At 69.7% G+C, this 21855-nt stretch carries 21 protein-coding genes; 5 read left to right on the top strand and 16 right to left on the bottom strand.

Annotated elements, in window-relative coordinates:
- Position 1: 1 nt before the first annotated feature.
- The 4 genes from WBG06_RS12230 to WBG06_RS12215 are packed head-to-tail and all read right to left on the bottom strand — an operon-like array spanning position 2 to position 3961.
- Entirely contained in the window at positions 2-331 is a 330-nt protein-coding gene (locus WBG06_RS12230; protein WP_336737030.1) for a DUF4387 domain-containing protein, read from the bottom strand.
- A complete protein-coding gene (locus tag WBG06_RS12225) occupies positions 324-1712 on the bottom strand; it encodes an acyclic terpene utilization AtuA family protein (RefSeq protein WP_336737029.1) in 1389 nt (462 codons plus the stop codon). Before WBG06_RS12225 ends, WBG06_RS12230 begins: the two co-directional genes overlap by 8 nt.
- Positions 1709-2662, bottom strand: a complete 954-nt coding sequence (locus WBG06_RS12220; RefSeq protein ID WP_336737028.1) for a phosphoglycerate dehydrogenase — start codon at positions 2660-2662, stop codon at positions 1709-1711. The genes WBG06_RS12225 and WBG06_RS12220 overlap by 4 nt, the downstream gene beginning before the upstream one ends.
- 3 nt (positions 2663-2665) lie before the next feature.
- Entirely contained in the window at positions 2666-3961 is a 1296-nt protein-coding gene (locus tag WBG06_RS12215; protein ID WP_336737027.1) for an MFS transporter, read from the bottom strand.
- A 132-nt stretch (positions 3962-4093) separates the two neighbouring features.
- On the opposite strand from WBG06_RS12215, the gene WBG06_RS12210 reads away from it, so the two are divergent.
- The 3 genes from WBG06_RS12210 to WBG06_RS12200 all read left to right on the top strand — a co-directional run bounded on the left by WBG06_RS12210 (position 4094) and on the right by WBG06_RS12200 (position 6258).
- Positions 4094-4807, top strand: coding sequence for a GntR family transcriptional regulator (locus tag WBG06_RS12210; protein WP_336737026.1), 714 nt, complete (start codon positions 4094-4096; stop codon positions 4805-4807).
- Between the two features lie 3 nt (positions 4808-4810).
- The gene (locus WBG06_RS12205) at positions 4811-5731 is read left to right on the top strand and encodes an AEC family transporter (protein WP_336737025.1); all 921 of its coding nucleotides are present in this window, start codon (positions 4811-4813) and stop codon (positions 5729-5731) included.
- Positions 5732-5847: 116 nt separating this feature from the next.
- The gene (locus tag WBG06_RS12200) at positions 5848-6258 is read left to right on the top strand and encodes a DUF1707 SHOCT-like domain-containing protein (RefSeq protein ID WP_336737024.1); all 411 of its coding nucleotides are present in this window, start codon (positions 5848-5850) and stop codon (positions 6256-6258) included.
- A gap of 16 nt (positions 6259-6274) precedes the next feature.
- Here WBG06_RS12200 and WBG06_RS12195 read toward each other — a convergent pair whose 3' ends face one another.
- Positions 6275-7897 (bottom strand): glycoside hydrolase family 13 protein, encoded by a 1623-nt coding sequence (locus WBG06_RS12195; RefSeq protein ID WP_336737023.1) that lies wholly within the window; start codon positions 7895-7897, stop codon positions 6275-6277.
- Between the two features lie 321 nt (positions 7898-8218).
- On the opposite strand from WBG06_RS12195, the gene WBG06_RS12190 reads away from it, so the two are divergent.
- Positions 8219-8422, top strand: coding sequence for a cold-shock protein (locus WBG06_RS12190; RefSeq protein ID WP_008357755.1), 204 nt, complete (start codon positions 8219-8221; stop codon positions 8420-8422).
- A gap of 73 nt (positions 8423-8495) precedes the next feature.
- On the opposite strand, the gene WBG06_RS12185 is transcribed toward WBG06_RS12190, so the two are convergent.
- Positions 8496-8981 (bottom strand): YbaK/EbsC family protein, encoded by a 486-nt coding sequence (locus tag WBG06_RS12185; protein ID WP_336737022.1) that lies wholly within the window; start codon positions 8979-8981, stop codon positions 8496-8498.
- Between the two features lie 10 nt (positions 8982-8991).
- Positions 8992-9690 (bottom strand): spermidine synthase, encoded by a 699-nt coding sequence (locus tag WBG06_RS12180; RefSeq protein WP_336737021.1) that lies wholly within the window; start codon positions 9688-9690, stop codon positions 8992-8994.
- A 185-nt stretch (positions 9691-9875) separates the two neighbouring features.
- Here WBG06_RS12180 and WBG06_RS12175 point away from each other — a divergent pair, with 185 nt between their 5' ends.
- Complete coding sequence (locus WBG06_RS12175; protein ID WP_336737020.1) at positions 9876-11048, top strand: MHYT domain-containing protein; 1173 nt, start codon at positions 9876-9878, stop codon at positions 11046-11048.
- 16 nt (positions 11049-11064) lie between these two features.
- Here WBG06_RS12175 and WBG06_RS12170 read toward each other — a convergent pair whose 3' ends face one another.
- The 9 genes from WBG06_RS12170 to WBG06_RS12130 form a co-directional block, all read right to left on the bottom strand.
- Positions 11065-14037: a bifunctional [glutamine synthetase] adenylyltransferase/[glutamine synthetase]-adenylyl-L-tyrosine phosphorylase gene (locus WBG06_RS12170; RefSeq protein ID WP_336737019.1), complete on the bottom strand. Its 2973-nt coding sequence runs from the start codon at positions 14035-14037 to the stop codon at positions 11065-11067.
- A 34-nt stretch (positions 14038-14071) separates the two neighbouring features.
- Positions 14072-14848 carry a type 1 glutamine amidotransferase gene (locus WBG06_RS12165; protein WP_336737018.1) on the bottom strand — a complete coding sequence of 259 codons (777 nt, stop codon included), beginning with the start codon at positions 14846-14848 and terminating at the stop codon, positions 14072-14074.
- A 285-nt stretch (positions 14849-15133) separates the two neighbouring features.
- Positions 15134-16471: a glutamine synthetase family protein gene (locus WBG06_RS12160; protein WP_336737017.1), complete on the bottom strand. Its 1338-nt coding sequence runs from the start codon at positions 16469-16471 to the stop codon at positions 15134-15136.
- Positions 16472-16520: 49 nt separating this feature from the next.
- Positions 16521-16712, bottom strand: a complete 192-nt coding sequence (locus tag WBG06_RS12155; protein ID WP_336737015.1) for a hypothetical protein — start codon at positions 16710-16712, stop codon at positions 16521-16523.
- A gap of 22 nt (positions 16713-16734) precedes the next feature.
- A complete protein-coding gene (locus WBG06_RS12150) occupies positions 16735-17484 on the bottom strand; it encodes a hypothetical protein (protein WP_336737014.1) in 750 nt (249 codons plus the stop codon).
- Between the two features lie 76 nt (positions 17485-17560).
- Positions 17561-18196, bottom strand: a complete 636-nt coding sequence (locus tag WBG06_RS12145) for a SatD family protein (protein ID WP_336737013.1) — start codon at positions 18194-18196, stop codon at positions 17561-17563.
- Positions 18197-18267: 71 nt separating this feature from the next.
- Positions 18268-18903 carry a maleylpyruvate isomerase family mycothiol-dependent enzyme gene (locus WBG06_RS12140; protein WP_336737012.1) on the bottom strand — a complete coding sequence of 212 codons (636 nt, stop codon included), beginning with the start codon at positions 18901-18903 and terminating at the stop codon, positions 18268-18270.
- 51 nt (positions 18904-18954) lie between these two features.
- Positions 18955-19746, bottom strand: a complete 792-nt coding sequence (locus WBG06_RS12135; protein WP_336737011.1) for a MerR family transcriptional regulator — start codon at positions 19744-19746, stop codon at positions 18955-18957.
- Between the two features lie 43 nt (positions 19747-19789).
- Entirely contained in the window at positions 19790-21814 is a 2025-nt protein-coding gene (locus WBG06_RS12130) for an NAD(+) synthase (protein WP_336737010.1), read from the bottom strand.
- Positions 21815-21855: the final 41 nt, after the last annotated feature.

Genomic DNA, 21855 nt, shown 5'->3' with positions numbered 1-21855 from the left:
CTCACTGCACTCCCTGCTGCGGCACGACGAGCTGGGCCAGCGGCACGTGATGCTGGCCGGCGTGGACGTCGCGGTCCCGCAACGAGCCCTGCGAGACCGGGCGCGGATAGGAGATCTTGACGACGTTGAGCGACGGGATCCGGAAGAGCTGGACCGACGCGGGGTCGACCCGGTAGAGCTCGGCGACGATGTCCTCGTTCAGGTACGTCTCGTCCGCGGCGATCCGGTAGCCGTCGTCGTCTTGCATGAACAGCTCCATCGTGATCCAGAACGGCCCGGCGTTCTTGGAGCGGACCTCGATCGCGAGGTCCCCCAGGGTGGTCTCAGGCACGGTGCTTCTCCCTCTCGTCGAGCTCGGTGCGGAACATCGCGGTCGGGGTGAGGCTGTCGACGGCGTGGTTGAGCACGAACTCGTACGCAGCCCCCCGCTCGACCTCGGCCGGCGACCCGGGGAACGCCAGGCTCGGCAGGTAGTCCATGTCCTGCGCCGGCAGGTGCAGCATCAGCGGGTTGGCGACCTTGGCGACGGCGGTGGCCAGGTCCTGGTCGGCGGCACGGACGAGCAGCATCACGCCGACCTCGCGCGGCGGCTCGGTGGACGGGTCGAGATCGCCGAGGACCGCGTCGTAGCCGTAGAGACGCAGGTCGTAGTCGTAGTCGTCGCTGGTCAGGCCGAGGGTCTGCTCGACGCGCTGGGTGAAGACGACGTGCATCAGCGAGGCCCAGCCCTCGATGTCCTTCAGGATCAGCGGGTCCCGGATAGCAGAGAAGGACATGGTCTCGTAGCCGGTGATCCGGGCGCCCTCGAGCTTGATCGTGTGCTGCTCGGCGTGGTGGAACAGCGATCCCTCGACCCGCACCCGGCGCTCGTCGAGCGCGGTGTAGACCGCATCGCGCACGTCCAGGGTCCCGTCCGGCTCCCGCATCTCGAACGGGTTCGCCGTCTCGTACAGCATGTGGGCGGCCACCGAGATCGGCGTGCACGCAGCGGTCTCGTCGAGCGGCTCGATGGTGAACCCGGTCCGGTCGATGGTCGCGAAGACCCCGCCCGCCCGTGGGTTGGTCGTGCACTGGCCACCGCACTCGACGATCTTGGCCGCGTGCCAGGTCGGCCCGGCGGGCATCCCCTTCAGCAGCGCGTACGCAGCGGCGTTGGCCGTGTCGGTCGCCCGCCCGGCCAGCACGACCTGGGCCCCGGCCGCGAGCACCTCGGCGATCGGCTCGTGGCCCATCATGGCGACGATGTGGGTGCAGTCCTCGAGGGTCGCCGCGTCGAGGTCGCCCAGCGGCGGCAACGGATGGATCCGGCCGGCCTCGAGCGGCTCCTTCAGGTCCGCGGCACGCTGCTCGCTGTAGATCCGGGCGACCTTCATCGACAGGCCCTCCTCGGCGAGCAGGCCGGCGACGATGCCGGCGACCCAGTCGACGCCGTCGTCGGTGCCGCTGGTGCCGCAGGAGCCGACGATCAGCGGGATCCCTGCGCCTGCGGCAGCACGGAGCAGGATGCGTAGATCCCGGGCGACCGCCGCAGCCGTGGTCTTCGGCTTCGAGGCGCCCAGGTAGTAGGGACCCGAGTCGGTCGAACCTCCGTCGACGGCGATCACGTCGGCCCCCAGGGCGATGCCGCGGGCGATCGTCTCCTCCGGGAACCCGGCGCCGAGCATCCCGCTGGGCACCAGGATGCTGACGGAGTCAGCGGTGTCGCTGGTCATCTGTTGTCTCTCTTCTCGATCAGGTGGGCATTGACAGCGTGGTGCGGGCGGCCGGCCAACGCGTCGAGGAGCTCGTGGGCTCCCTCGATCCCGGCGGCCCGACGGGCCTGGACGGTCTGCCCGGCCAGGTGGGAGTGGACGACGATCCCCGGCACCCCGCGCAGCGGGCTCTCGGCCGGCAGCGGCTCCTCGGCGACCACGTCGAGCACGGCCCCGGCGATCCGTCCCGCCCGGACTGCGGCGGCGAGCGCGTCCTCGTCGACGATCGCGCCGCGAGCCGTGTTCACGAGCACCGCGCCGGGCTTCATCCGCGCGAACGCGGCAGCGTCCAGGAGTCCGCGGGTCCGCGGCGTGAGCGCGGTGTGCACCGACACGAAGTCGGCAGCTGCCAGCAGCTCTTCCAGCTCCACGAACTCGACGTCCGCGTCGCCCCGCTCGGCAACGGGCACCCCGGTCGTGCACAGCACGCTCATCCCGAACGCCCGGGCCAGCGGCACGACCGCACGAGCAGCAGCGCCGTAGCCGATCAGCCCCAGCGTCGAGCCACGCAGCTCGCGGCCGCTCTTGCGCGGCCAGTCGCCAGAGGCGACGCCGGTCGCGCTCTCGACCAGCCGGCGGGAGGAGGAGAGGAGCAACCCCATCGTGTATTCCGCGACCGCGTTGGCGTTGATCCCCGGCAGGTTGCTGACGGTGATCCCGGCGCGGGCGGCCGCCTCGACGTCGATCGCGTCGAAGCCCACGCCGGTGCGTACGACCGCTCTCAGCCGGTCCGCGGACGCGATCATCTCCGCGGTGAGCGGGTCGTGCCCGACCAGAGCACCCTCCACCGAGGCGAGGTCCGCGACCAGGTCTCCGGAGGCGAAGCGGGTCTCGTGGCCCCGGGAGCGGAGGAGGTCATCGACCTCGTCGCCGGGCCGCAGGTAGTCGGTGGTGATCAGGATCCGAGCCACCGTTCACACCGCCCTCTCGGCATCGGCACGTCGCTGGAGCCGGTCGATCCGCACCACGATGACGACCGCGACCGCCGCGACGACCGCGATGTCGAGGAGCATGGTCGGCCAGCCCAGGACGTCGACGGCCCCGCCGATCAGTGCCGGCCCGAGGAAGGCGCCGCTCTGCCAACCCACGGCGTAGAGAGCTGCGTACGTCCCGAAGACCCGCGCCGAGGGCGCCAGGTTCCACAGCACGACGACGGCGTTGACCAGAAAGGCCGAGGCACCGGCGGCGCCGATGCAGAAAGCCACGACGGTGCCGGTCGGCGTCTGGACGAGGGTGCCGAGGACCATGGCGGCCGCGAAGATCGCCATGCCGACGATCATGGTGCGCAGCCGGCCGAAGCGCTCGGCGAACAGGGCGGTCGGGTAGGCGGCGAGCAGGAACGCGACACCGCTCGGCAGCGTGAGCCCGCCGGCGTCGCCACGCGACATCCCGAGGGTCTCCATGCCGTAGGGCGTGACCAGGGCGCGCGAGCCGGCCCAGGCGCTGCCGAAGATCAGGATCGCCACGATCAGCAGCAGGCGGCTCCGGTCGGCGTCCCGCACGATCTCCCAGATGGTGTCACGGATCCGTGCCTGCCCCACCGACGTCGACTCCGCGTCGGCATCCTCCGCGGCGTCCTCGGCCACCGCAGCCTGGTAGCCGGGTGAGGAGCTGTCACGGATCGAGAGGCACAGCACGGTGACCGAGACGAGAGTGATCAGCGCGATCACCGCGAAGGAGAGATCCGGGTGGTCGTCGACCAGCACGATGCTGACCACGGCCGCCACGATCACGGTGAGGCTGGAGGCGATCTTGACCGCGGCGTTCGCGCGGCTGCGCCGCTCGGGGGCGATGAAGTCGGGCACCAGCGCCTCGCCGATCGGCTTGAACGAGTTCGACACCAGCGCGAAGGCGACGATGACGACGATGAGCAGCGGCAGGCTGTCCGCGGTGTGCGGCAGGATCACGAACAGCACCACTGCCAACGGCATGCCGACGGCGAGGTAGGGCATCCGCCGCCCCCAGCGGGTGCGCGTCCGGTCGGAACGGTTGGCCATCCACGGCTGGATGAAGATGCCGAGCAGGTTGTCCATGCCCATGATGAAGCCGACCAGCGCGGCGCTGGCCAGGTGCTCGCGCAGCAGCGGCGGCACCTGGTTGTCGTAGAAGTTCCACATCGACTCCTGCGCGAAGACCGCGAGTGCGACGAGGAGGGTGATCCGGCGAGGCCCGAGCTGCCGTGACGGTGCGGTGGGGATGGTGGTGCTCACAAGACGGACCTCCGTGATCTCTGCATGGCCCCCGCATGGACCCTGCTGGGTGTGGCGGCGCTCACAGTAGTTTTGCTACAGCAAAACAGTCAAGAGGTGGCACTGTTGGAAAAGTGGCTTAGGATCAGGGTCATGTCGCTCTCCTCCCCTGAGACCACCCCGGAGACCACGACCATCGCCGAACGCGTCTACCAGGCGTTACGCAGTCAGATCGGCTCCGGCGAGCTCGAGCCCGGGGCCAAGGTGACCGAGCGAGGCATGGCCGAGCGCCTGGGCGTGAGCCCGACCCCGGTCCGCGAGGCGATCCGCCGGCTCGAGCTCGACGGTCTGGTGGAGCGCGTCGGGCCGCGTACGACACGGGTGGCCCGGATCGAGGAGGACGCCAGCCACGACCTCGCCGAGGTCGAGGTCGCGCTGCGCGGCCTGGCCGCCAGGTTCGCTGCACGGCATGCGACCGACGGCGAGCTCGACGAGCTCGACCGACTGCTCGACGAGGCCGACGACCTGGTGATCGTGATCCAGGCTCGCCACCGCGACGGCAAACCGGTCGATCGGCACGCCGACCGGTTTCTCGACGTCCTCGGCCGCTTCAACGAGCAGGTCAACGCAGCGGCCCACAACCCGGTCCTCGTCCGCCTCCTCGAGCAGTCCCGCTCACTGACCCGGTCGCGCCAGCGGGAGATCTCCCGGTCGCACCTGCTCGCCGGAGACGACTTCGGCGCGGACCGTTACGCCGAGCACCGCGCCCTCGTGCTCGCGCTGCGCGCCCGCGACGCCGCCGAGGCCGAGCGCATCGTCACCGAGCACGCCGCTCGCGGCCTCCTCGACCTGCGACGCGAGCAGTAGGCCGTGGCGGGGGTCTTCACCGGATTCGCCACGATCAGCGTCCTCATCGCACTCGGCGCCCTGCTCGCCCAGCTGCGGATCCTGGACGAGCGCGGACAACGGACGCTCTCGACGGTCGCGTTCTACGTCGCCAGCCCGGCGCTGCTGATCACGGTCATGGACGACAGCGATCTCGGCTTCGTACTCTCCGGGAACCTGGTGGCGGTCGCCGCCGGCGTGCTGGTCGCGGCCACCCTGGTGGCCACCGTCGAGACGCTTCGGCACCGCGGACTGGGCAACACGGTCGTCGCGGTCCTCTGCGGCTCCTACGCCAACGCCGGAAACCTCGGGCTGCCGATCGCGGCGTACGTCCTGGGCGACCCGGTCCTGGTCGCGCCGACGCTGCTGCTCCAGATGCTGGTGCTCCAGCCGCTGGCGCTGGTCCTGCTCGATGTCGACGCGAGCACCACGAGGCTGTCGGTCTGGGAGATCGTCCGCCGCCCGCTGACCAATCCGATCACGGTCGCTTCCGCGATCGGGGTCACGCTCTCGGTGAGCGACGTCGATCTGCCCGAGCCGGTCTCGGCTCCGCTGGAGCTGGTGGCCGGGATGGCGGTCCCGTCGATGCTGATCGCCTACGGCGTCGCACTGCGCCTCGGCCCGCTGCCCGGGCGCGGCGTACCGGCGCTCGACCTGGCCGCCGTGGTCGCGACCAAGCAGATGGTGCAGCCCGTCGCCGCGTACCTCGTCGGTCGGTTCATCCTGGGCCTGGATGCCGACGCCTTGCTCGCCGTGACCGTGCTCTCCGCCCTGCCGACCGCCCAGAACGTGTTCGTCGTCGCGCAGCGCTACGGCCGTGCCACCTTGCTGGCCCGTGACGTCATCTTCGTCACCACGCTGGGCACGGTGCCCGCGATCCTGCTGGTCGTGCTGCTGCTCACCTAGCCCAGAACCAGCGCCGCCCGACCAAAGTCACTTGCGGAGGCCTTCCTTCAGGCGTACCCTCGCGATATATCGAGACACTACGCCGATAGTCGAAGCGCGCCACAAGGGAGAAGGACATGAGCAACCTCGACAACCTGCGGGTGAGCGAGGCCGAACGGGAGGAGGCGTCGGCGAGGCTCGCCGAGCACTACTCGACCGGCCGGCTCTCCGACGACGACTACTACGAGCGCCTGGACGCGGTCTGGTCCGCGCGGGTGCGCGCCGACCTGGACATGCTCTTCACCGACCTTCCGAAGAGCATGCCGCAGCCGGCTCAGGTCGCCCGGAGGCCGCGCCCTCGCCGGGGAAGGCCCCGGGCGTTCCCGCTGATCGCGTGCTTCCTGCTGGTCGCGATCGGCCTGATGGTGATGGGCGTGCCGTGGTGGGTCTTCGCCGCGATCGCGATCGGGGCGATCGTCTTCCGCAAGGGGCGCCACCACGCGCACCACCACTCACACGGCCATCACCAGCACTTTCGCAGCTGCTGACCGTTCGCCGAGAGGGCTACTCGCCCGCAGGCGCGAAGATCCAGACGGCGGCGTCGGTCGGGAGGTCACCCACCACCGGGTCGCCGCTGTACATCACGATCTCGCCCTCGGGCAGCGGCGTCGGCTCCATCCCGCAGTTCAGCACGACGATCAGGTCGCCGTTCGTGCCGTCGGCCAACTCGACCCCACTGCGCCGGAAGGACACGACGCCTTCGGGCGCGTCCAGGATCGCGACGTCCTCGTCGGCCCCGAGCGCATAGGTACGCCGCGCCGCCAGCGCCGCCCGGTAGAACTCCAGCGTGGAGTCCTTGACGCCGTTCTGGGCGGCCACGGTGAGGTCCACCCACTCGGCGGGCTGCGGAAGCCACGGCTGGGTCGGCAGGTCCTCGTCGGGAAGCCGGCTGAACCCGAACGGCGGCTCGAACCCGCTCCACGGCAGCGGCACCCGGCAGCCGTCACGACCGCCCTCGCCGGTCTCCGACCAGGGATCCTCCTGATACTCCGGCGGCAGATAGACCTGCGGCAGACCCAGCTCCTCACCCTGATAGAGGTAGGCCGACCCCGGCAGCGCCAGCATCGCCAGTGTCGCCGCGCGGGCCCGGTGCAGCGCCTGCAGCCCGTCGCCGTAGCGCGAGCGGTGACGTACGACATCGTGGTTCGACAGGACCCAGGTCGGCGCCGCCCGTGAGGGACCGAGCGCCTTCAGCGTCGACTCGATCACCTCGGTGAAGGCCTCGGCCGACCACGGCGCCTGCAACCAGGAGAAGTTGAACGCCTGGTGGAACTCGTCAGCGCGTACGTAGCGCCGCATCTCGGCCGGACCGGAGGTCCAGGCCTCGGCGACCATCATCCGGTCGCCGTCGAAGGAGTCGATCAGCGTGCGCCAGGAGCGGTAGATCTCGTGGATGCCCGGGTTGTTCCACATGGGTGCGTCGGTGACGCCCCGCTGGTACATCACGGCGGCGTCCGACATCAGCGGGAGCCCCTCAGGGACGACCTGGTCGCGCAGATCCTTGAAGAGCCCATGAGCGACGTCGACCCGGAACCCGTCGACACCACGATCGAGCCAGAAGGTGAGGATCTTGGTGAACTCGGCGACGACCTCCGGGTTGTGCCAGTTGAGGTCGGGCTGGTCGTCGTCGAAGAGGTGGAGGTACCACTGCCCGTCCTCGACGCGGGTCCACGCCGGACCGCCGAAGACCGAGCGCCAGTTGGTCGGCGGCTCCTCCCCCGCCTCACCGCGGCCGTCGCGGAAGATGTAGCGATCCCGCGCCGCCGATCCCGGTGCCGACGCGCGCGCCTCCACGAACCACGGGTGTGCCGAGGAGGTGTGGTTCGGCACCAGGTCGACGATCACCTTGAGGTCGAGCTCGTGGGCGCGTGCGATCAGGTGGTCGGCATCATCGAGCGTCCCGAAGATCGGGTCGACGTCGCAGTAGTCCGCCACGTCGTAGCCGTGGTCGTTCTGCGGCGACGTGTAGAAGGGGCAGATCCAGATCGCGTCGACGCCCAGCGCCGCGAGGTAGCCCAGATGATCGGTGATGCCTTGCAGATCGCCGAGTCCGTCGCCGTTCGCGTCCGCGAACGAACGCGGGTAGATCTGATATGCGACGGCCTCGCGCCACCATGGCTGATCCACGTGTTCTCACTCTCGTCGGTTGACTACCACTACCCCGATCTTGACGATCCGATGCTCGGGGTTGTCAAAACCGTACGGTCCGCGTGACCGCTGATCCGGACGGACCGGCGCCTGAAACGCCGAGATGAGGGGGATGCCCAAAGTCGGTCCGTGGCATGTAGGCTTGTCGGCGTTGAAGGAGGCGTCCCCACGCGCTTCGCGGTTGCTCTCGGTGACCGTTCGTGCAGCACTTGGTCTTCCGCAGAAGCAGAAATCAGGACTCGTGGATTCAACGCCCAAAGGGCGGCACGGAGTCGCCCTGTTTACACAAGGATTAGATTCATGACTCAGGGAACCGTGAAGTGGTTCAACGGCGACAAGGGCTTCGGCTTCATCGCCCAGGACAACGGGGGCGACGACGTCTTCGTGCACTTCTCCGCGATCCAGACCCAGGGCTACAAGACCCTGGACGAGAACCAGCGCGTCGAGTTCGACGTCACTCAGGGCCCGAAGGGCCCGCAGGCCGAGAACGTCCGTCCTGTCTGACGTCTCCTAGCCTTTACGGCGGCCCGTCCTGCTTCGGCAGGGCGGGCCGTCCCCCATTTCAGCGCACGGCATTTCAGAGCACGGTGTCAGGCAGCTTGGTCACGTCGACCCAGCCCCGCGCACCGCTGATCGTCTCCAGGTCCCCGAGCGTGAGCTCGATGGTGGTGTTCGCCTCGCCCGCCGCCGGATAGACCACGTCGAACCGCTTGAGCGAGGCGTCGAGCCAGACCTGCGCCGAGTCCGGGTTGCCGAACGGGCAGACCCCGCCGATCGCGTGGCCGGTCATCGGCTCCACGTCCTCGGCCGCGAGCATCCGCGCCTTGACGCCGAAGTGGGCCTTGAACTTCGCGTTGGCGATCTTGGCGTCTCCGGAGGCGACGACGAGGATCGCCGAGGACCGGTCCTCGGTGTAGAGGCTGATCGTCTTCGCGATCTCCGCCGGGGACACACCGAGGGCGGCCGCAGCGAGCTCGACGGTCGCCTTCGACTCCTCCGACTCGATGATGTCCCCACCGCGTCCGAATCGGTCCAGGTGGGCGCGGGCCAGCTCGATCGACATGCGCGCCAGCCTAACGGCGCGAACCGCCGCCGAAGGAGTCGGCAACGGCTCGACCGGTGAAGACGCGGTAGTCCATCGGGGACGGCGATCCGAACGGCGCTGCCGGCAGCCCACCGCAGACGACCACCAGGTTGCCGGCGCGACGGCCCTTCATCGTCGCCGGCTCGACCCCGATGGCCACGTCGCCGAGATCGCGGGCGACGGCGACGAAGTCCCGCACCCGGGGGAACGGCGCCCGGTCGACGAGGTTGGCGACGAAGAGCCCGGAGGGGGCGAGCACGCGGCGTACGTCCTCGACGAAGTCCGCGGAGGTGAGCTCGTCCGGAGTGAGACCGCCGTCGAAGGCGTCGAGGATCACCAGATCGGCGAAGTCGTCACGTACGCTGCTGATGCCGCTCCGGCCGTCGACGGGACGCACCTTGATCCCGCTGCGCGGCGGCAGCGGTGCCTCGCGGCGTACCTGCTCGATGATCTCGACCGACGGCTCGAGCACGATCTGGGAGGAGCGCGGCCTGGTCGCATGGACATAGCGCGGCAGCGTCATCGCGGCACCGCCGACGTGCAGCGCACGCACTGGCCCTGGAGGCAACGTGTCGATAACATCGCCGATACGCCTCATGTAGTCGAAGACGAGGCGAGTCGGTTCCCCCAGAACGACGGCCGACTGCTGCATGTCGTCGTGTTCGAGCACATATACATCACTGGGCATAGCGGAGCCACCCTACCCCCGCATGGAAATAGGGGACCTGTTCCTCTATTGTGACCTGCGCGACAGCGGCACCATAGCCCGTTACGACTGCGCCAGATACCCCTAAGGGTATCTATGCAGATTCCAGATCCACCCCGCCGATCCCCCATACCCCCGCGGCGAGGAACGAGAGGAAATCAGACAGCGTGACAACCATTGAAGCAGTCACGATCGGAGCCTTCAGCCAGCCTCTGGTCGCGATGTCATTCATCATCTCTGTTCTCGGGTCATGGGTCGGCCTGACCTGCGCCACCCGCGCCCGCAAGGTCGGCGGCGGCAGCGGATCCTGGCTCTGGCTCTTCGGTGCGGCCGCCTCGATCGGTGGCGGCGCGATCTGGTCGATGCACTTCATCGGCATGCTCGCCTTCGACAGTCATGTGGCCTACGCCCTGGACATCGGCATCACCGTCATCTCGCTGGTGGCGGCGATCGTCGCGGCCATGGTCGGCATGCTCATCGCGACAGCCATGCGAGGCAACGCGGGCTACATCGTCGGTGGCCTGGTCACCGGGACCGGCGTGGTCGCGATGCACTACACCGGCATGTACGCCATGGACATGAACGCCGACATGGTCTGGAAGCCCGCCATCGTCGTGCTCTCCGTCGTCATCGCGCTGGTCGCCTCGGCGCTCGCGCTCTTCTTCACCTTCAACGTCACCACGCCGCTGATGCGGGTCGGGGCTGCTGTGATCATGGGCATCGGCGTGTGCGTCATGCACTACACCGGCATGCTCGCCCTCGAGATCCACAGCTCGGCCGACGACAAGCTCGGGCACGTCAGCGGCGCCGACCCGGTCTACCTGGCGATGCCCATCTTCGCGATCTCGGCCGGCATGCTGATCGTGATCGGCTTCGGCACCATGTTCGCCGGCATCAACGACGACCTCGACGACCCCTGGACCCCGAACCAGGCGACCGGTTCAGGTCCCCACCCGACGATGTCGCAGGACTTGGCCACGGGATCGGCGGGCATCGCCGGTCAGCAGCACGCCATGCCACAGCAGCCCCGGCAGTCGCTGCAGCGACTGCCGACGCGCCAGCCCGCCGCCTCCGGCAGCCCGCAGGCCGGTCAGGCCCTGGACGACGGCGTCGGCAACATGTTCACCCCGCGTCCTCGACCCACGCAGCTCCGGCCGCAGAACGGCCGTTGGACCCCTCGGCCCTACGCCCAGCAGGCCTCCGGCGCGATCCCCGAGCGTCAGGTGGACATGTTCAACCCTCAGGGCGGTCAGCCGGACAGGACCGGCGACGAGCCGCCGGCGCAGCCGCGGGCGCAGCGTCCTCCGGGCTGGCTGCCGCCGCGCAACAACAACCTGTAGGAGCGCCTGCTCGCGGTCACTCCCAGAAGACCCGCTCGACCACCCCGTGGGCGAGACGGGTCATCCGGAGATAGTCGTTGACCAGCTCGTCGGTGGCTCCTGCCGGATAGCCGAGGATGGCCGCGACGGCGTGCTGCTCGACCGGCCCGGCGGGCAGCGAGTCCGCCGGGCGGCCGCGCGCGAGCGTGACCGCGTTACGGACCCGGCTGACCATCCGCCATGCGTCGATGAGCGTCTCGGCGTCATCGGCCGCGATCAGCGAGGCGTCGCGGGCGGCCTGCAGCGCCTCGACGGTGCGTGGCGTACGCAGCCCCGGGACGGCGTACGCATGCCGCAACTGCAGCAGCTGGACGGTCCACTCGATGTCCGCGAGCCCGCCACGGCCGAGCTTGAGATGGGTGTTGGGGTCGGCGCCGCGGGGCAGCCGCTCGTGGTCGACGCGGCCCTTGATGCGGCGCACCTCGATGACGTCGTCCTCGCTCAGCCCACCCTCGGGGTAGCGCAGCGGGTCGATCATCTCGGTGAACGCCTCGCGCACCTGCGGGTCGCCGACGACGGCATCGGCGCGCAACAACGCCTGCGACTCCCAGATGCCCGACCACTTCGCGTAGTAGGAGGCGTACGCCGGCAGCGTCCGCACCAGAGCACCCTGCCGCCCCTCGGGGCGGAGGTCGGCATCGATCTCCAGGGCGGGGTCGGCGCCCGGCAGGGCCAGCAGCCTACGCAGGTCGGCGATGACCTTGAGCGCGAACTGGGTCGCCTCTCCGCTGTCGGCGCCCTCGACCGGCTGATGGACGAAGAGCACGTCCGCGTCGGAGGCGTAGGAGAGCTCGAACCCGCCGTAGCGGCCCATCGCGATGATGGCGATCCGCGTCGGCGGCTCCTCGATCCCGAGACGGGCGACCTCCTCGGCCACCACCGTGCGCAGGGATGCCTCCAGGGTCGCGTCGGTCAGCCTGGACAGGGCGGCCCCGATGGTGTCGATCCCGGCCTCGCCGAGGAGTTCTGCTGCCGAGATCCGGAACAGCTCGCGCCGGCGGATCGCCCGGATGTGGCGTACGGCCTCCTCCGCAGAGGTGGTGGTGCGTCGGCGGGCGGCTCGGGCCACCATCTCGTCGGTCAACGCCTCCGCGGACAACGGCGCCAGATCGTGGCCGAGCAGACGAAGCGCCTCGGGCTCGCGTTCGAGCAGTGCTGTGGTGTAGCGGGATGTGGACAGGATCGTGGCGAAGTGCTGTGCGACCAGGCCCTCGTCTCGCAGGGAGCGCAGATACCAGGGCGTGGCGCCCAGCGCGTCGGAGATGCGGCGGAACCCGAAGAGCCCGGCGTCGGGGTCGGACCCCTCGGAGAGCCACTGCAGCATCACCGGCAGCAGTGCACGCTGCAGCGCAGCGCGGCGGGATACACCGGTGGTGAGCGCCTCCAGATGACGCAGCGCGGCCTTCGGGTCGGCGTAGCCCAAGGCGGTGAGCCGCTCCTCGGCGGCCTTCGCCGAGAGGTGGACCTGCCCGGACGGGATCCGGGCGACGGCGTCCAGGAGCGGGCGGTAGAAGAGCTTCTCGTGGAGGCGACGCACCTCGATCCGCTGGTGGTTCCACTCCTTCGTCAACCGCACCACCGGGTCGCGCAGGTAGCCGAGCGAACGCGCCAGCAAGCGCAGCGACGCTTCGTCGTCGGGGACGACGTGCGTGCGCCGGAGCCGGTGGAGCTGGAGCCGGTGCTCCATCCGCCGCAGGAACGCGTAGGCCTCGTGCATGGCCTCGCCGTCCTCGCGGCCGACGTAGCCGGAGCGGGTCAGTGCCGCGAGGGCGGAGAGCGTGGTGGGCTGGCGGATCCCGGTGTCGGTGCGACCGTGGACGAGCTGCAGCAGCTGCACGGCGAACTCCACGTCCCGCAGTCCCCCGGCACCGAGCTTGAGCTCACGGTCGGCCTCCCGGGACGGGATGTGGGCGATCACCCGGCGGCGCATCGCCTGGGTGTCGGCGACGAAGCCGTCACGCTCGGCGGCCTTCCACACGAACGGATTGACCGCGTCGACGTAGGCCTGGCCCAGGGCGAGGTCACCCGCGGCCGGCCGGGCCTTGAGCAGCGCCTGGAACTCCCAGGTGCTCGCCCAGCGCTCGTAGTAGGCGACGTGGCCGGTGATCGTGCGGGAGAGCACACCCGCCTTGCCCTCCGGTCGCAGCGCGGCGTCGACCGGCCAGATGGTGCCCTCGCCCGTGTGCGCCGAGCAGACCTGGATCAGGTTGCTGGCGAGCTGGGTGGCGATGGGCAGCGAGACCGCGTCCTCGACGTCGTCGACGGCCTCGTGGACGAAGATCACATCGACGTCGGAGACGTAGTTGAGCTCGTGGCCACCGCACTTGCCCATCGCGATGACGGCCAGTCGGACCTTGTCGGCGTCCTCCCCCACCCGCGCGCGGGCGACCGCCAGCGCGGCGTCGAGCGTCGCGCAGGCCAGGTCGGAGAGCTCGGCGGCGACATCGTCGACCGGGAGCTGGTGGGCCAGGTCGCGCGCGGCGAGCCGGAGCAGCCAGCGCCGGTATTCGACCCGCAGCGAGTCCACCGCGTCCGCGTCCGGGATCGTCGCCGTGGGGCACTCGTCGTCCGCCTTCGCGCCGACGGCTTCGAGCAACGATGCCCGGAAGACGTACGCAGCGGGCCTGGTCGTGCCAAGGGTCGGGTCCGCGAGATCGCGCCAGTGACCGGGATGGCGCGTCAGGTGGTCGGTCAGCGCGGGCGAGGCGCCCAGCACCGAGACCAGGCGCATCGCGGTGCCCTCGTCGTCGGCGAGCTCCTCGACGAACCCGTCACCCTGCGACTCGGCGAGCATGACCAAGCCGGCCAGCGCAGCGTCGGGGTCGGCGGCCTGGCCCAAGATCGCCAACAGCTCCTGGGCGCCGGCACCGAGGCCGGCCAGATCCACCAGGGCCGTATCCGGATCGTTGAAGCCGAGCCGGAGCAGCTCGCCCTTGCCTGGCAACGTCATGGCGACGATTCTGTCACCAGGTCACCAGCGGCGCTCAGGCACTCCAAGGCCTGGGAGCCGGGACGGCGCCTCCCCGGGTGCCGCCGGGCGCGACGGCCGCGGCGCGCTCGCGCACCAGGCGGGCGAAGCCGTAGGCCAGCGGCTGCCAGGTCTTGATGAGCTCCTTCTCGGCGAAGGTGGCTGTCGCGACGACATCCTCGACGCTGCGCCCGATCTGATGGAGCTCGTCGACGGACTCGTCGGCCCAGACTGCGACCGCGGCGGCGTCGACCTCGGGGTGGAACTGCACGCCCCACACCGTCGGAGCGAACCGGGCCGCCTGGACCTGCCCGTCGATCGAGCTGGCCAGCTTGACGGCGCCCTCGGGCAGCTCGCCGACGATGTCACGGTGCCAGTGCAGCGCGCGGTCGTCGCCCGCCAGCAGGCGCATCAGCGGGTCGAAGAGGACCTCGGGCTCCCAGGTCACCTGGCGCACGCCCACGGTGAGCCCGAACGGGCTGCGCTCCACGGTCCCGCCGAGGGCCATCGCGGCCAGCTGGTGGCCCAGGCAGATCCCCAGCGTCGGGATGCCGGCGCCGGCGGCCTGGGCGATCCGCTCGCGGGTGACCGTCAGCCAGGGATGCTCCTCGTCGGAGTCGGCGTCCTTCGAGCCGCCCATGACGAGCAGCCCGGAGTAGGAAGCGTCCAACGACGAGAGCTGCGGGATCGGCTCGGTGTCGGCGCGGCAGATGTCGACGCAGATGCCCGCCTCAGCCAGCCAATGACCGAACAACGCCGGCGGACATGTCTCCTCGTGCTGGATCACAAGCACTCGGGGAAGACTCAACGACATCACTCCCACTCTCCCGTTCGATCCAGTGTGGCAGCACCGGATCGGAAGTAGGGAATCGCCCCCTCAAGAGGTTGTCAACGCAACTTCTTGTTGTCAACTGGCTCAGAGATCGCGCGGGTAGGAGCGCCGTCGCGAGCGTCGCGAGACGGGTGTGCTGGCAAGGCGGAGCCTCGAAGGCAGTCTGGTTGCACCGTCGAGAGGCGACAACGCCGCCAGCGCGCCCGTATCGCGGCGCGCAGCAGGCGGTCCTACCGGCGCGATCTCTTAGATGACGGGAAGCATGCGGGAGCGCTCGTAGGCGGTGACCTGCTCGCGGTAGGCGGCCCACTCGGCGCGCTTGTTCCGCAGGAAGAAGTCGAAGACGTGCTCCCCGAGCGTCTCGGCGAGCAGCTCGGAGTCCTCGGCCATCCCGATCGCCTCGTCGAGGTTCTCCGGCAGCGGGTCGATGCCCAGGCTCTTGCGCTCGCGCTCGGTCAGTGCCCACACGTCGTCCTCGGCCTCGCGAGGCAGCTCGTAGCCCTCCTCGATGCCCTTCATGCCGGCCGCCAGGATCACCGCGAAGGCCAGATAAGGGTTGCAGGCGGCGTCGAGGCTGCGTACCTCGATACGGGTCGACTGTCCCTTGAGCGGCTTGTACATCGGCACCCGGACCAGCGCGGAGCGGTTGTTGTGACCCCAGGCGACGTGAGCGGGCGCCTCTCCCCCACCGATCAGCCGCTTGTAGGAGTTGACCCACTGATTGGTGACGGCGGTGATCTCGGGTGCGTGGCGCAGCACCCCGCCGATGAAGCTGCGGCCGGTCTTGGACAGCTGGTATTCGGCGCCGGGCTCGTAGAAGGCGTTGGCGTCGCCCTCGAACAGGCTCAGGTGAGTGTGCATGCCCGAGCCCGGGTGCTCCGTGAAGGGCTTGGGCATGAAGCTCGCCCAGACGCCCTGGCTCAGCGCGACCTCACGGATGACCGTACGGAAGGTCATGATGTTGTCGGCGGTGCTCAGCGCGTCGGCGTAGCGCAGGTCGATCTCGTTCTGACCGGGGCCGCCCTCGTGGTGGCTGTATTCCACCGAGATCCCCATCGCCTCCAGCATGGTGATCGCCTCACGCCGAAAATCGGCGCCCATCGACTGCGCGGTGTGGTCGAAGTAGCCGCTGGAGTCGACCGGGGTCGGCTCGGAGCCGTCCCGGGGCATGTCCTTGAAGAGATAGAACTCGATCTCGGGGTGCGTGTAGAAGGTGAAGCCCTTCTCCGCGGCGTGGGACAGGGTGCGCTTGAGCACGTAGCGCGGGTCGGCGTAGGACGGCGACCCGTCAGGCATCACGATGTCGCAGAACATCCGGCCCGTCGACGGGCCGTCCGTGCGCCACGGAAGGATCTGGAACGTGCTCGGGTCCGGCAGGGCCAGCATGTCGGCCTCGGTCACCCGGGCGAACCCCTCGATCGCGCTGCCGTCGAAGCCGATGCCCTCGGCGAAGGCGCTCTCGAGCTCGGCCGGCGCCACCGCGACCGACTTCAGATAACCGAGCACGTCGGTGAACCACAGTCGCACGAAACGTACGTCGCGCTCTTCGAGTGCCCGGAGCACGAAGTCCTGTTGCTTGCCCATGTGTGAACACTAACGGGCGGACGTTACAGCCGAGATCGCCACGCCAGACTCAGCGGCCGGGGCCCCTGAAGACCGAGATCACCAGGGCCACCCCGAAGCCTGCCAGGGCCGCGCCGATGACCGACCAGGCGGTGCTCGTGCCGCCCCCACCGAGGTAGCCCATGCCAGTCAGCGCCAGCGCGCCTCCGGCCACGAGCAGCACCGCAGCGAGAACGAGTCCGATGGCCTTACCGACAGTCATGACACCGCAATCTAGTGGTGGGTCAGGTGATGACCAGCGCAAGGGTCACCAGCGCGGTCATCCAGGAGACGAAGCTGCCGACCAGGAAGTATTCCGTCACGTCGTTGATGCTCGGCCCCTCGCTGTCGTCACGGAACGACTGCAGCTCCGGCCAGCGGATCAGGCCCTTGGCCGCGACCACCAGACCGGCAGCGGCGAGGCTGCCGGTGAGCCCGAGCCCGAAGATGGTCAGCCGCTCGAGCGGCCCGAGGAGTCGGCCGCCCTTGAGATTGTTGCCGGCGACCCCGTCGAGCGGATTGGCCACCTTGGCGACGTCGAGGACGAGCTGCACCACGACGTTGCCGGTCGAGACCTGGACCAGCAAACCCCCGAAGACGAGCAGCACCGCTTCCGGGCGCGCCGCCGTGACCCAGGCCCACGGCGCCTGCTCCGTCCAGGCGGCGACCGGACCGGCGACCTCGCCGGCCACCGGGGCCAGCAGGATCCCGAGGAAGATCGTCCCGCACAGCAGTGCCAGCGGGCGCCCCGGGTGAGGGTTCTTGTCGGGGCCCTGCGGCGGGTGGGCGAGGATGCCCCACAGCACCGTGATCCCGGCGATCACGATCACCGCCGCCAGGTCGCCCCCGAAGAGGGCCGAGAGCAGGCCGAAGGCGATCACGACCCCGGCCCCGACCGCCTCAGGGACCCAACGGACCCACTTGAGCGGGTCGATGACGGTGTGGGCGAGGTCGACCGTGCCCACACCGATCAGGAGCAGCGCGATCCAGCTCATGCCGCCGCCTCCGTAAGGTAGATCTGAGAGTACGGACGCGGCGGCACGAGATTTGTTGCCGATCGCTTGCGCTCATTCATGCCACGGCTCCCAACAGCTCGTCGGCGCGCAGGATCGTGACGATGCCGTCGCGCCGGATGCGCTGGGAGACCGCGGACGGGGTGATCTCGAGGTCGGCGGCGATGGCCTTCTGAGACATGCCGGAGAGCATGCCAGAAAGCACCGACACCGAGGAACGATCCAGGCGGAAGAAGAGCTCGTCGCGCGCGATGAGTGCCGCGTTGACCGCCGCCTGGTCCGGTCCGCCCGCATCCTCCACGGGTTGATACCAGGTCCGTACGCTGCGCGACGCCGCCTTGTTCTCGGCCCTCTCCGCCTCCTCGATCGCGGCCCGCGCGGACCACCACGCCGGCCCGTCCTCGACCCGAGGGTCGTCGCTGAGCACGCGGGTGGCGCCCCAGCTGATGCCGTGGCGGATGCCGACGACGGGATCGAGTGCGATCCGCAGCCGGAATGTGGCCTGGACCGCGACCCCCACGGTCTCGAAGGCCCCCTGGTATTCGTCGCCGACCGTGATCCGCAGCGGCGTGACCGGCTGCCAGGTCTCGTTGATCTCCTCGACGGCCTCGGCGAACGCCTGGTGGACTTTCGCACGGTCGGACTTCGTGCGTGAGCCCACGAGGTCACCGATCACGGTCGCCACAGACACCATATGAAGATCATACCTTCATTACGACCGAATACAGATATTTGCTTAACTTCGCATTTGTGAAGTCTTTTTCTTCATCGAGATGCGGCCTGCACCACGGCCGCTCCGGGGCCCACGAGCTCGCCCGGCCGCACCGGCCGGCCGGACAGCGCGAGGACGAGCGCGATCGCGGGGCCCCGGACCTCGGGACCGGTCCCGATCACGGCGTCGGCGTCGGTGGCCACAAGACGTACCTGCTGGGCTCGCTCCTTGCCGCCACCCCACTTCTGCGAGGTGTCGGCGAGGTAGCGCAGCGCCGTCACCACGTGCTCGACCGGATAGTCGCGCTGGATCCCCAGCGGCCGGCGGATGTCCTCACCGTGGGCGAACTCCTCGACCAGACGGGTGGCGAGCGGGGCGGGCGGCGTGGCCGTCCGCCCCGCGACCCGCCGGTACGCCGCCAGCGTCTCGGCCGGGTCGTCGGCCCGCTCGCGATCGACGCCGGTCTGGTTGTCCCGGTCGAAGTCACCACCGGCGGCGATCATGCGGCGTACGAATCCCAGCCGGGTGGTCGTGGCGACGTCGATCATGTGGGCGAGCACGTCGTGGACGGTCCACCCGGCGCACAGCGACGGGGTGGTCCAGCGCTCCGGGGCGAGGGTGTCGAGATCGCGGATCAGCGCCTCACGCTCGGCGTGCACCACGGACCAGATCGCGCTCTTGGACGACATGGTCCGGACGCTACCGCGACTCCGCGCCCCTCGCCCCGGCATAGATGACCGCTACCGCACCGGCTGCTGGAGCTCGGCGACCCAGCCGTCCTGGTCCTCGGGCGTCTCCAGATAGATCTCGCGGCACGGACCGGCGAACTCGAGCCCCGCGTCGGTGACGTGGCGGGCCAGCTCCTGCCAGGCGTCGCCGATGCCCGTCACCGGGCCGCGGTAGATCGTGGTGACCGCCCGGTCGTACGCCCGCAGGGTCCCGACCTCGAGGCCGTCGACGGCCTTGCCGCCGAGGTCGGCGCCGGCCCCGAAGGTCATCCCGTCGCCGACGGCGTCGTACCAGCCGATCCCGGGTCCAGACGGCTCGATCTCGGCTGCCGCGAACGCGCCGTAGACGCGGTCGAAGAGCGGGCCGACGCGCTCGCCGACCTCGCCGGTCTCGTCGACGTGGTCGGTGAGCTGGGTCAGGGTGAGGGCCGCGAGCGGCTTCTCGGTGTAGGTGAGGGTGGACATGGCATCTCCTTCCAGAAGTCGGAGACGTCGCTCCACCTCGCCGAGGCGCTGGCCGTCGGCCTCGATCTGGGCGCGCAGCTCGTCGCGGCGGCGGTGCAGCAGCGCGGCGAGCTCGGCCGGCGTACGGCCCTCGTCGAGCAGGTCGCCGACCTCCTCGAGCGAGAAGCCCAGCGACCGGAACGCGACCAGGGCGTCGGCCCGGGCCAGCAGCGCCGGCTCGTAGAACCGGTAGCCGCTGTGCGGGTCGACGCGGGACGGCGAGAGCAGACCGAGAGCGTCGTAGTGCCTCAGCATGCGCACCGACACCCCGGTGAAGCGGGCGAAGTCTCCGATACTCAACATGACGCCTTCAGCCCATCGCCTGACACTGTGTGAGGGTCAACTACTCCACGGGAACCCGGGCCTCGATCTCCGCGAGCCAGGCCGCGGGCGAGGCGTCCGAGGGCATCCGCCAGTCGCCGCGGGGCGACATGGTGCCGCCGTTGGAGACCTTGGGGCCGTTGGGCAGGGCGCTCCGCTTGAACTGGTTGGCGAAGAAGCGCTTCACGAAGACCTCGAGCCAGGCCCGGATCTCCTTCATCTCGTAGGCCGTCCGCTTCTTCTCCGGGAACCCCGGAGGCCATTCGCCGGCCTCGACGTCGTGCCAGGCGTTCCAGGCCAGGAAGGCGATCTTCGAGGGCGTGAAGCCGTTGCGGACGGTGTGGAAGAGGGTGAAGTCCTGCAGGGCGTACGGACCGATCTTCTGCTCCGTCGACTGCAGCTCCTCCCCCGGCACGAGCTCGGGTGAGATCTCCTGGTCGAGGATCGCCTGGAGCACCTCGTCGGCGGTGCCGTCGAACTGCTCGGTGGTGATCACCCAGCGGATCAGGTGCTGGATCAGGGTCTTCGGCACGCCGGCGTTGACGTTGTAGTGCGACATCTGGTCGCCGACGCCGTAGGTCGCCCAGCCGAGCGCGAGCTCGGAGAGGTCGCCGGTGCCGAGCACGATGCCGCCGCGCTGGTTGGCGATCCGGAAGAGGAAGTCCGTACGCAGCCCCGCCTGGACATTCTCGAACGTCACGTCGTAGACCGGCTCGCCCTCGCCGGCCGGGTGGCCGATCTCCTTGAGCATCTGGGTGGCGGTCGGCCGGATGTCGAGCGTCTCGTAGGTCGTGCCGAGCGCCTCCATCAGCTTGATCGCGTTGGACTTGGTGTCGTCGGAGGTCGCGAAGCCGGGCATGGTGAAGGCCAGGATGTCGCTCGCCGGGCGGCCGAGCCGCTCCATCGCCTTGGCGGCGACGATCAGCGCGTGGGTGGAGTCGAGCCCGCCGGAGACGCCGATGACGATCTTCGTGTCCGGACCGATCGACTGCAGCCGTTTCTCCAGGCCGGAGACCTGGATGTTGTAGGCCTCGTAGCAGTCCAGCGCGAGCTTCTCCGGGTCGTCGGGGACGAACGGGAACCGGTCGACATTGCGCCGCAGCCCGTCGCCGACCAGCGGCGGGCTGAGCTCGAACTCGATCTCGGAGTGGTAACCGCCCTCTGCCCGACGGTTGTCGTCGAAAGTGCTCTGCCGGATCCGCTCCGCGCGGATCCGTTCCAGATCGACGTCGACCACGGTCCTTCTGGCGCTGTCGGGGAACCGCTCGGTCTCCCCCAGCAGCTCGCCGAGCTCGTACACCATCGTCTGCCCGTCCCACGACAGGTCGGTCGTCGACTCGCCCGGCCCGGCGGCGGTGTAGACGTACGCCGCCGCGCACCGCGCGCTCGCCGACTGCACCAGCAGGCGGCGCGCTTCGGAGCGCCCTACGGTGACCGGGCTCGCGGAGAGGTTGAGCAGAACGGTCGCCCCGGCCAGTGCCGCCTTCGCGCTCGGCGGCACCGGGACCCACATGTCCTCGCAGATCTCGACGTGGAAGACGAGATCCTTGACGTCGGTGCAGCGGAAGAGCAGGCCATTGCTCAGCGGCACCTCCTCGCCACCGAGCATGATGGTGCCGTCTGCATCGTCGCCGGTGCTGTACCAGCGCTTCTCGTAGAACTCCCGGTAGTTGGGGAGGTAGGACTTGGGCACCACGCCCAGCACCTCGCCGCCGTGGATCACCACCGCGGTGTTGAGCACCCGGTCACCGTGGCGCAGCGGGGCACCGACGACGATCACCGACAGCAGCTCCTCGGAGGCCACCACGATCGCGCTGATCGCGGCGTGCACGGCGTCGAGGAGGGTCCGCTGCAGGACGAGGTCGTCGATCGAATAGCCCGAGAGGCACAGCTCCGGGAAGACGGCGACGGCCACTCCCTCGTCGCTGCACTCACGCGCCTGCGCGATCACCTCGCGCGCGTTGGCCGCCGGGTCGGCGACAGAGATCGGGATGGTGCACGCCGCGACCCGTGCGAACCCATGGGAGTAGGCGGAGTAGAAGTCCACACCCCCGAGTCTAGGGTCCTGGCCACGCAGCCATCCGATGC

The organism is Nocardioides sp. CCNWLW239, from assembly GCF_037137035.1.
Classification (GTDB): domain Bacteria; phylum Actinomycetota; class Actinomycetes; order Propionibacteriales; family Nocardioidaceae; genus Nocardioides.
Note: the sequence above shows the minus strand (reverse complement) of the source record. Positions and strands in the feature narration are given on the sequence as shown.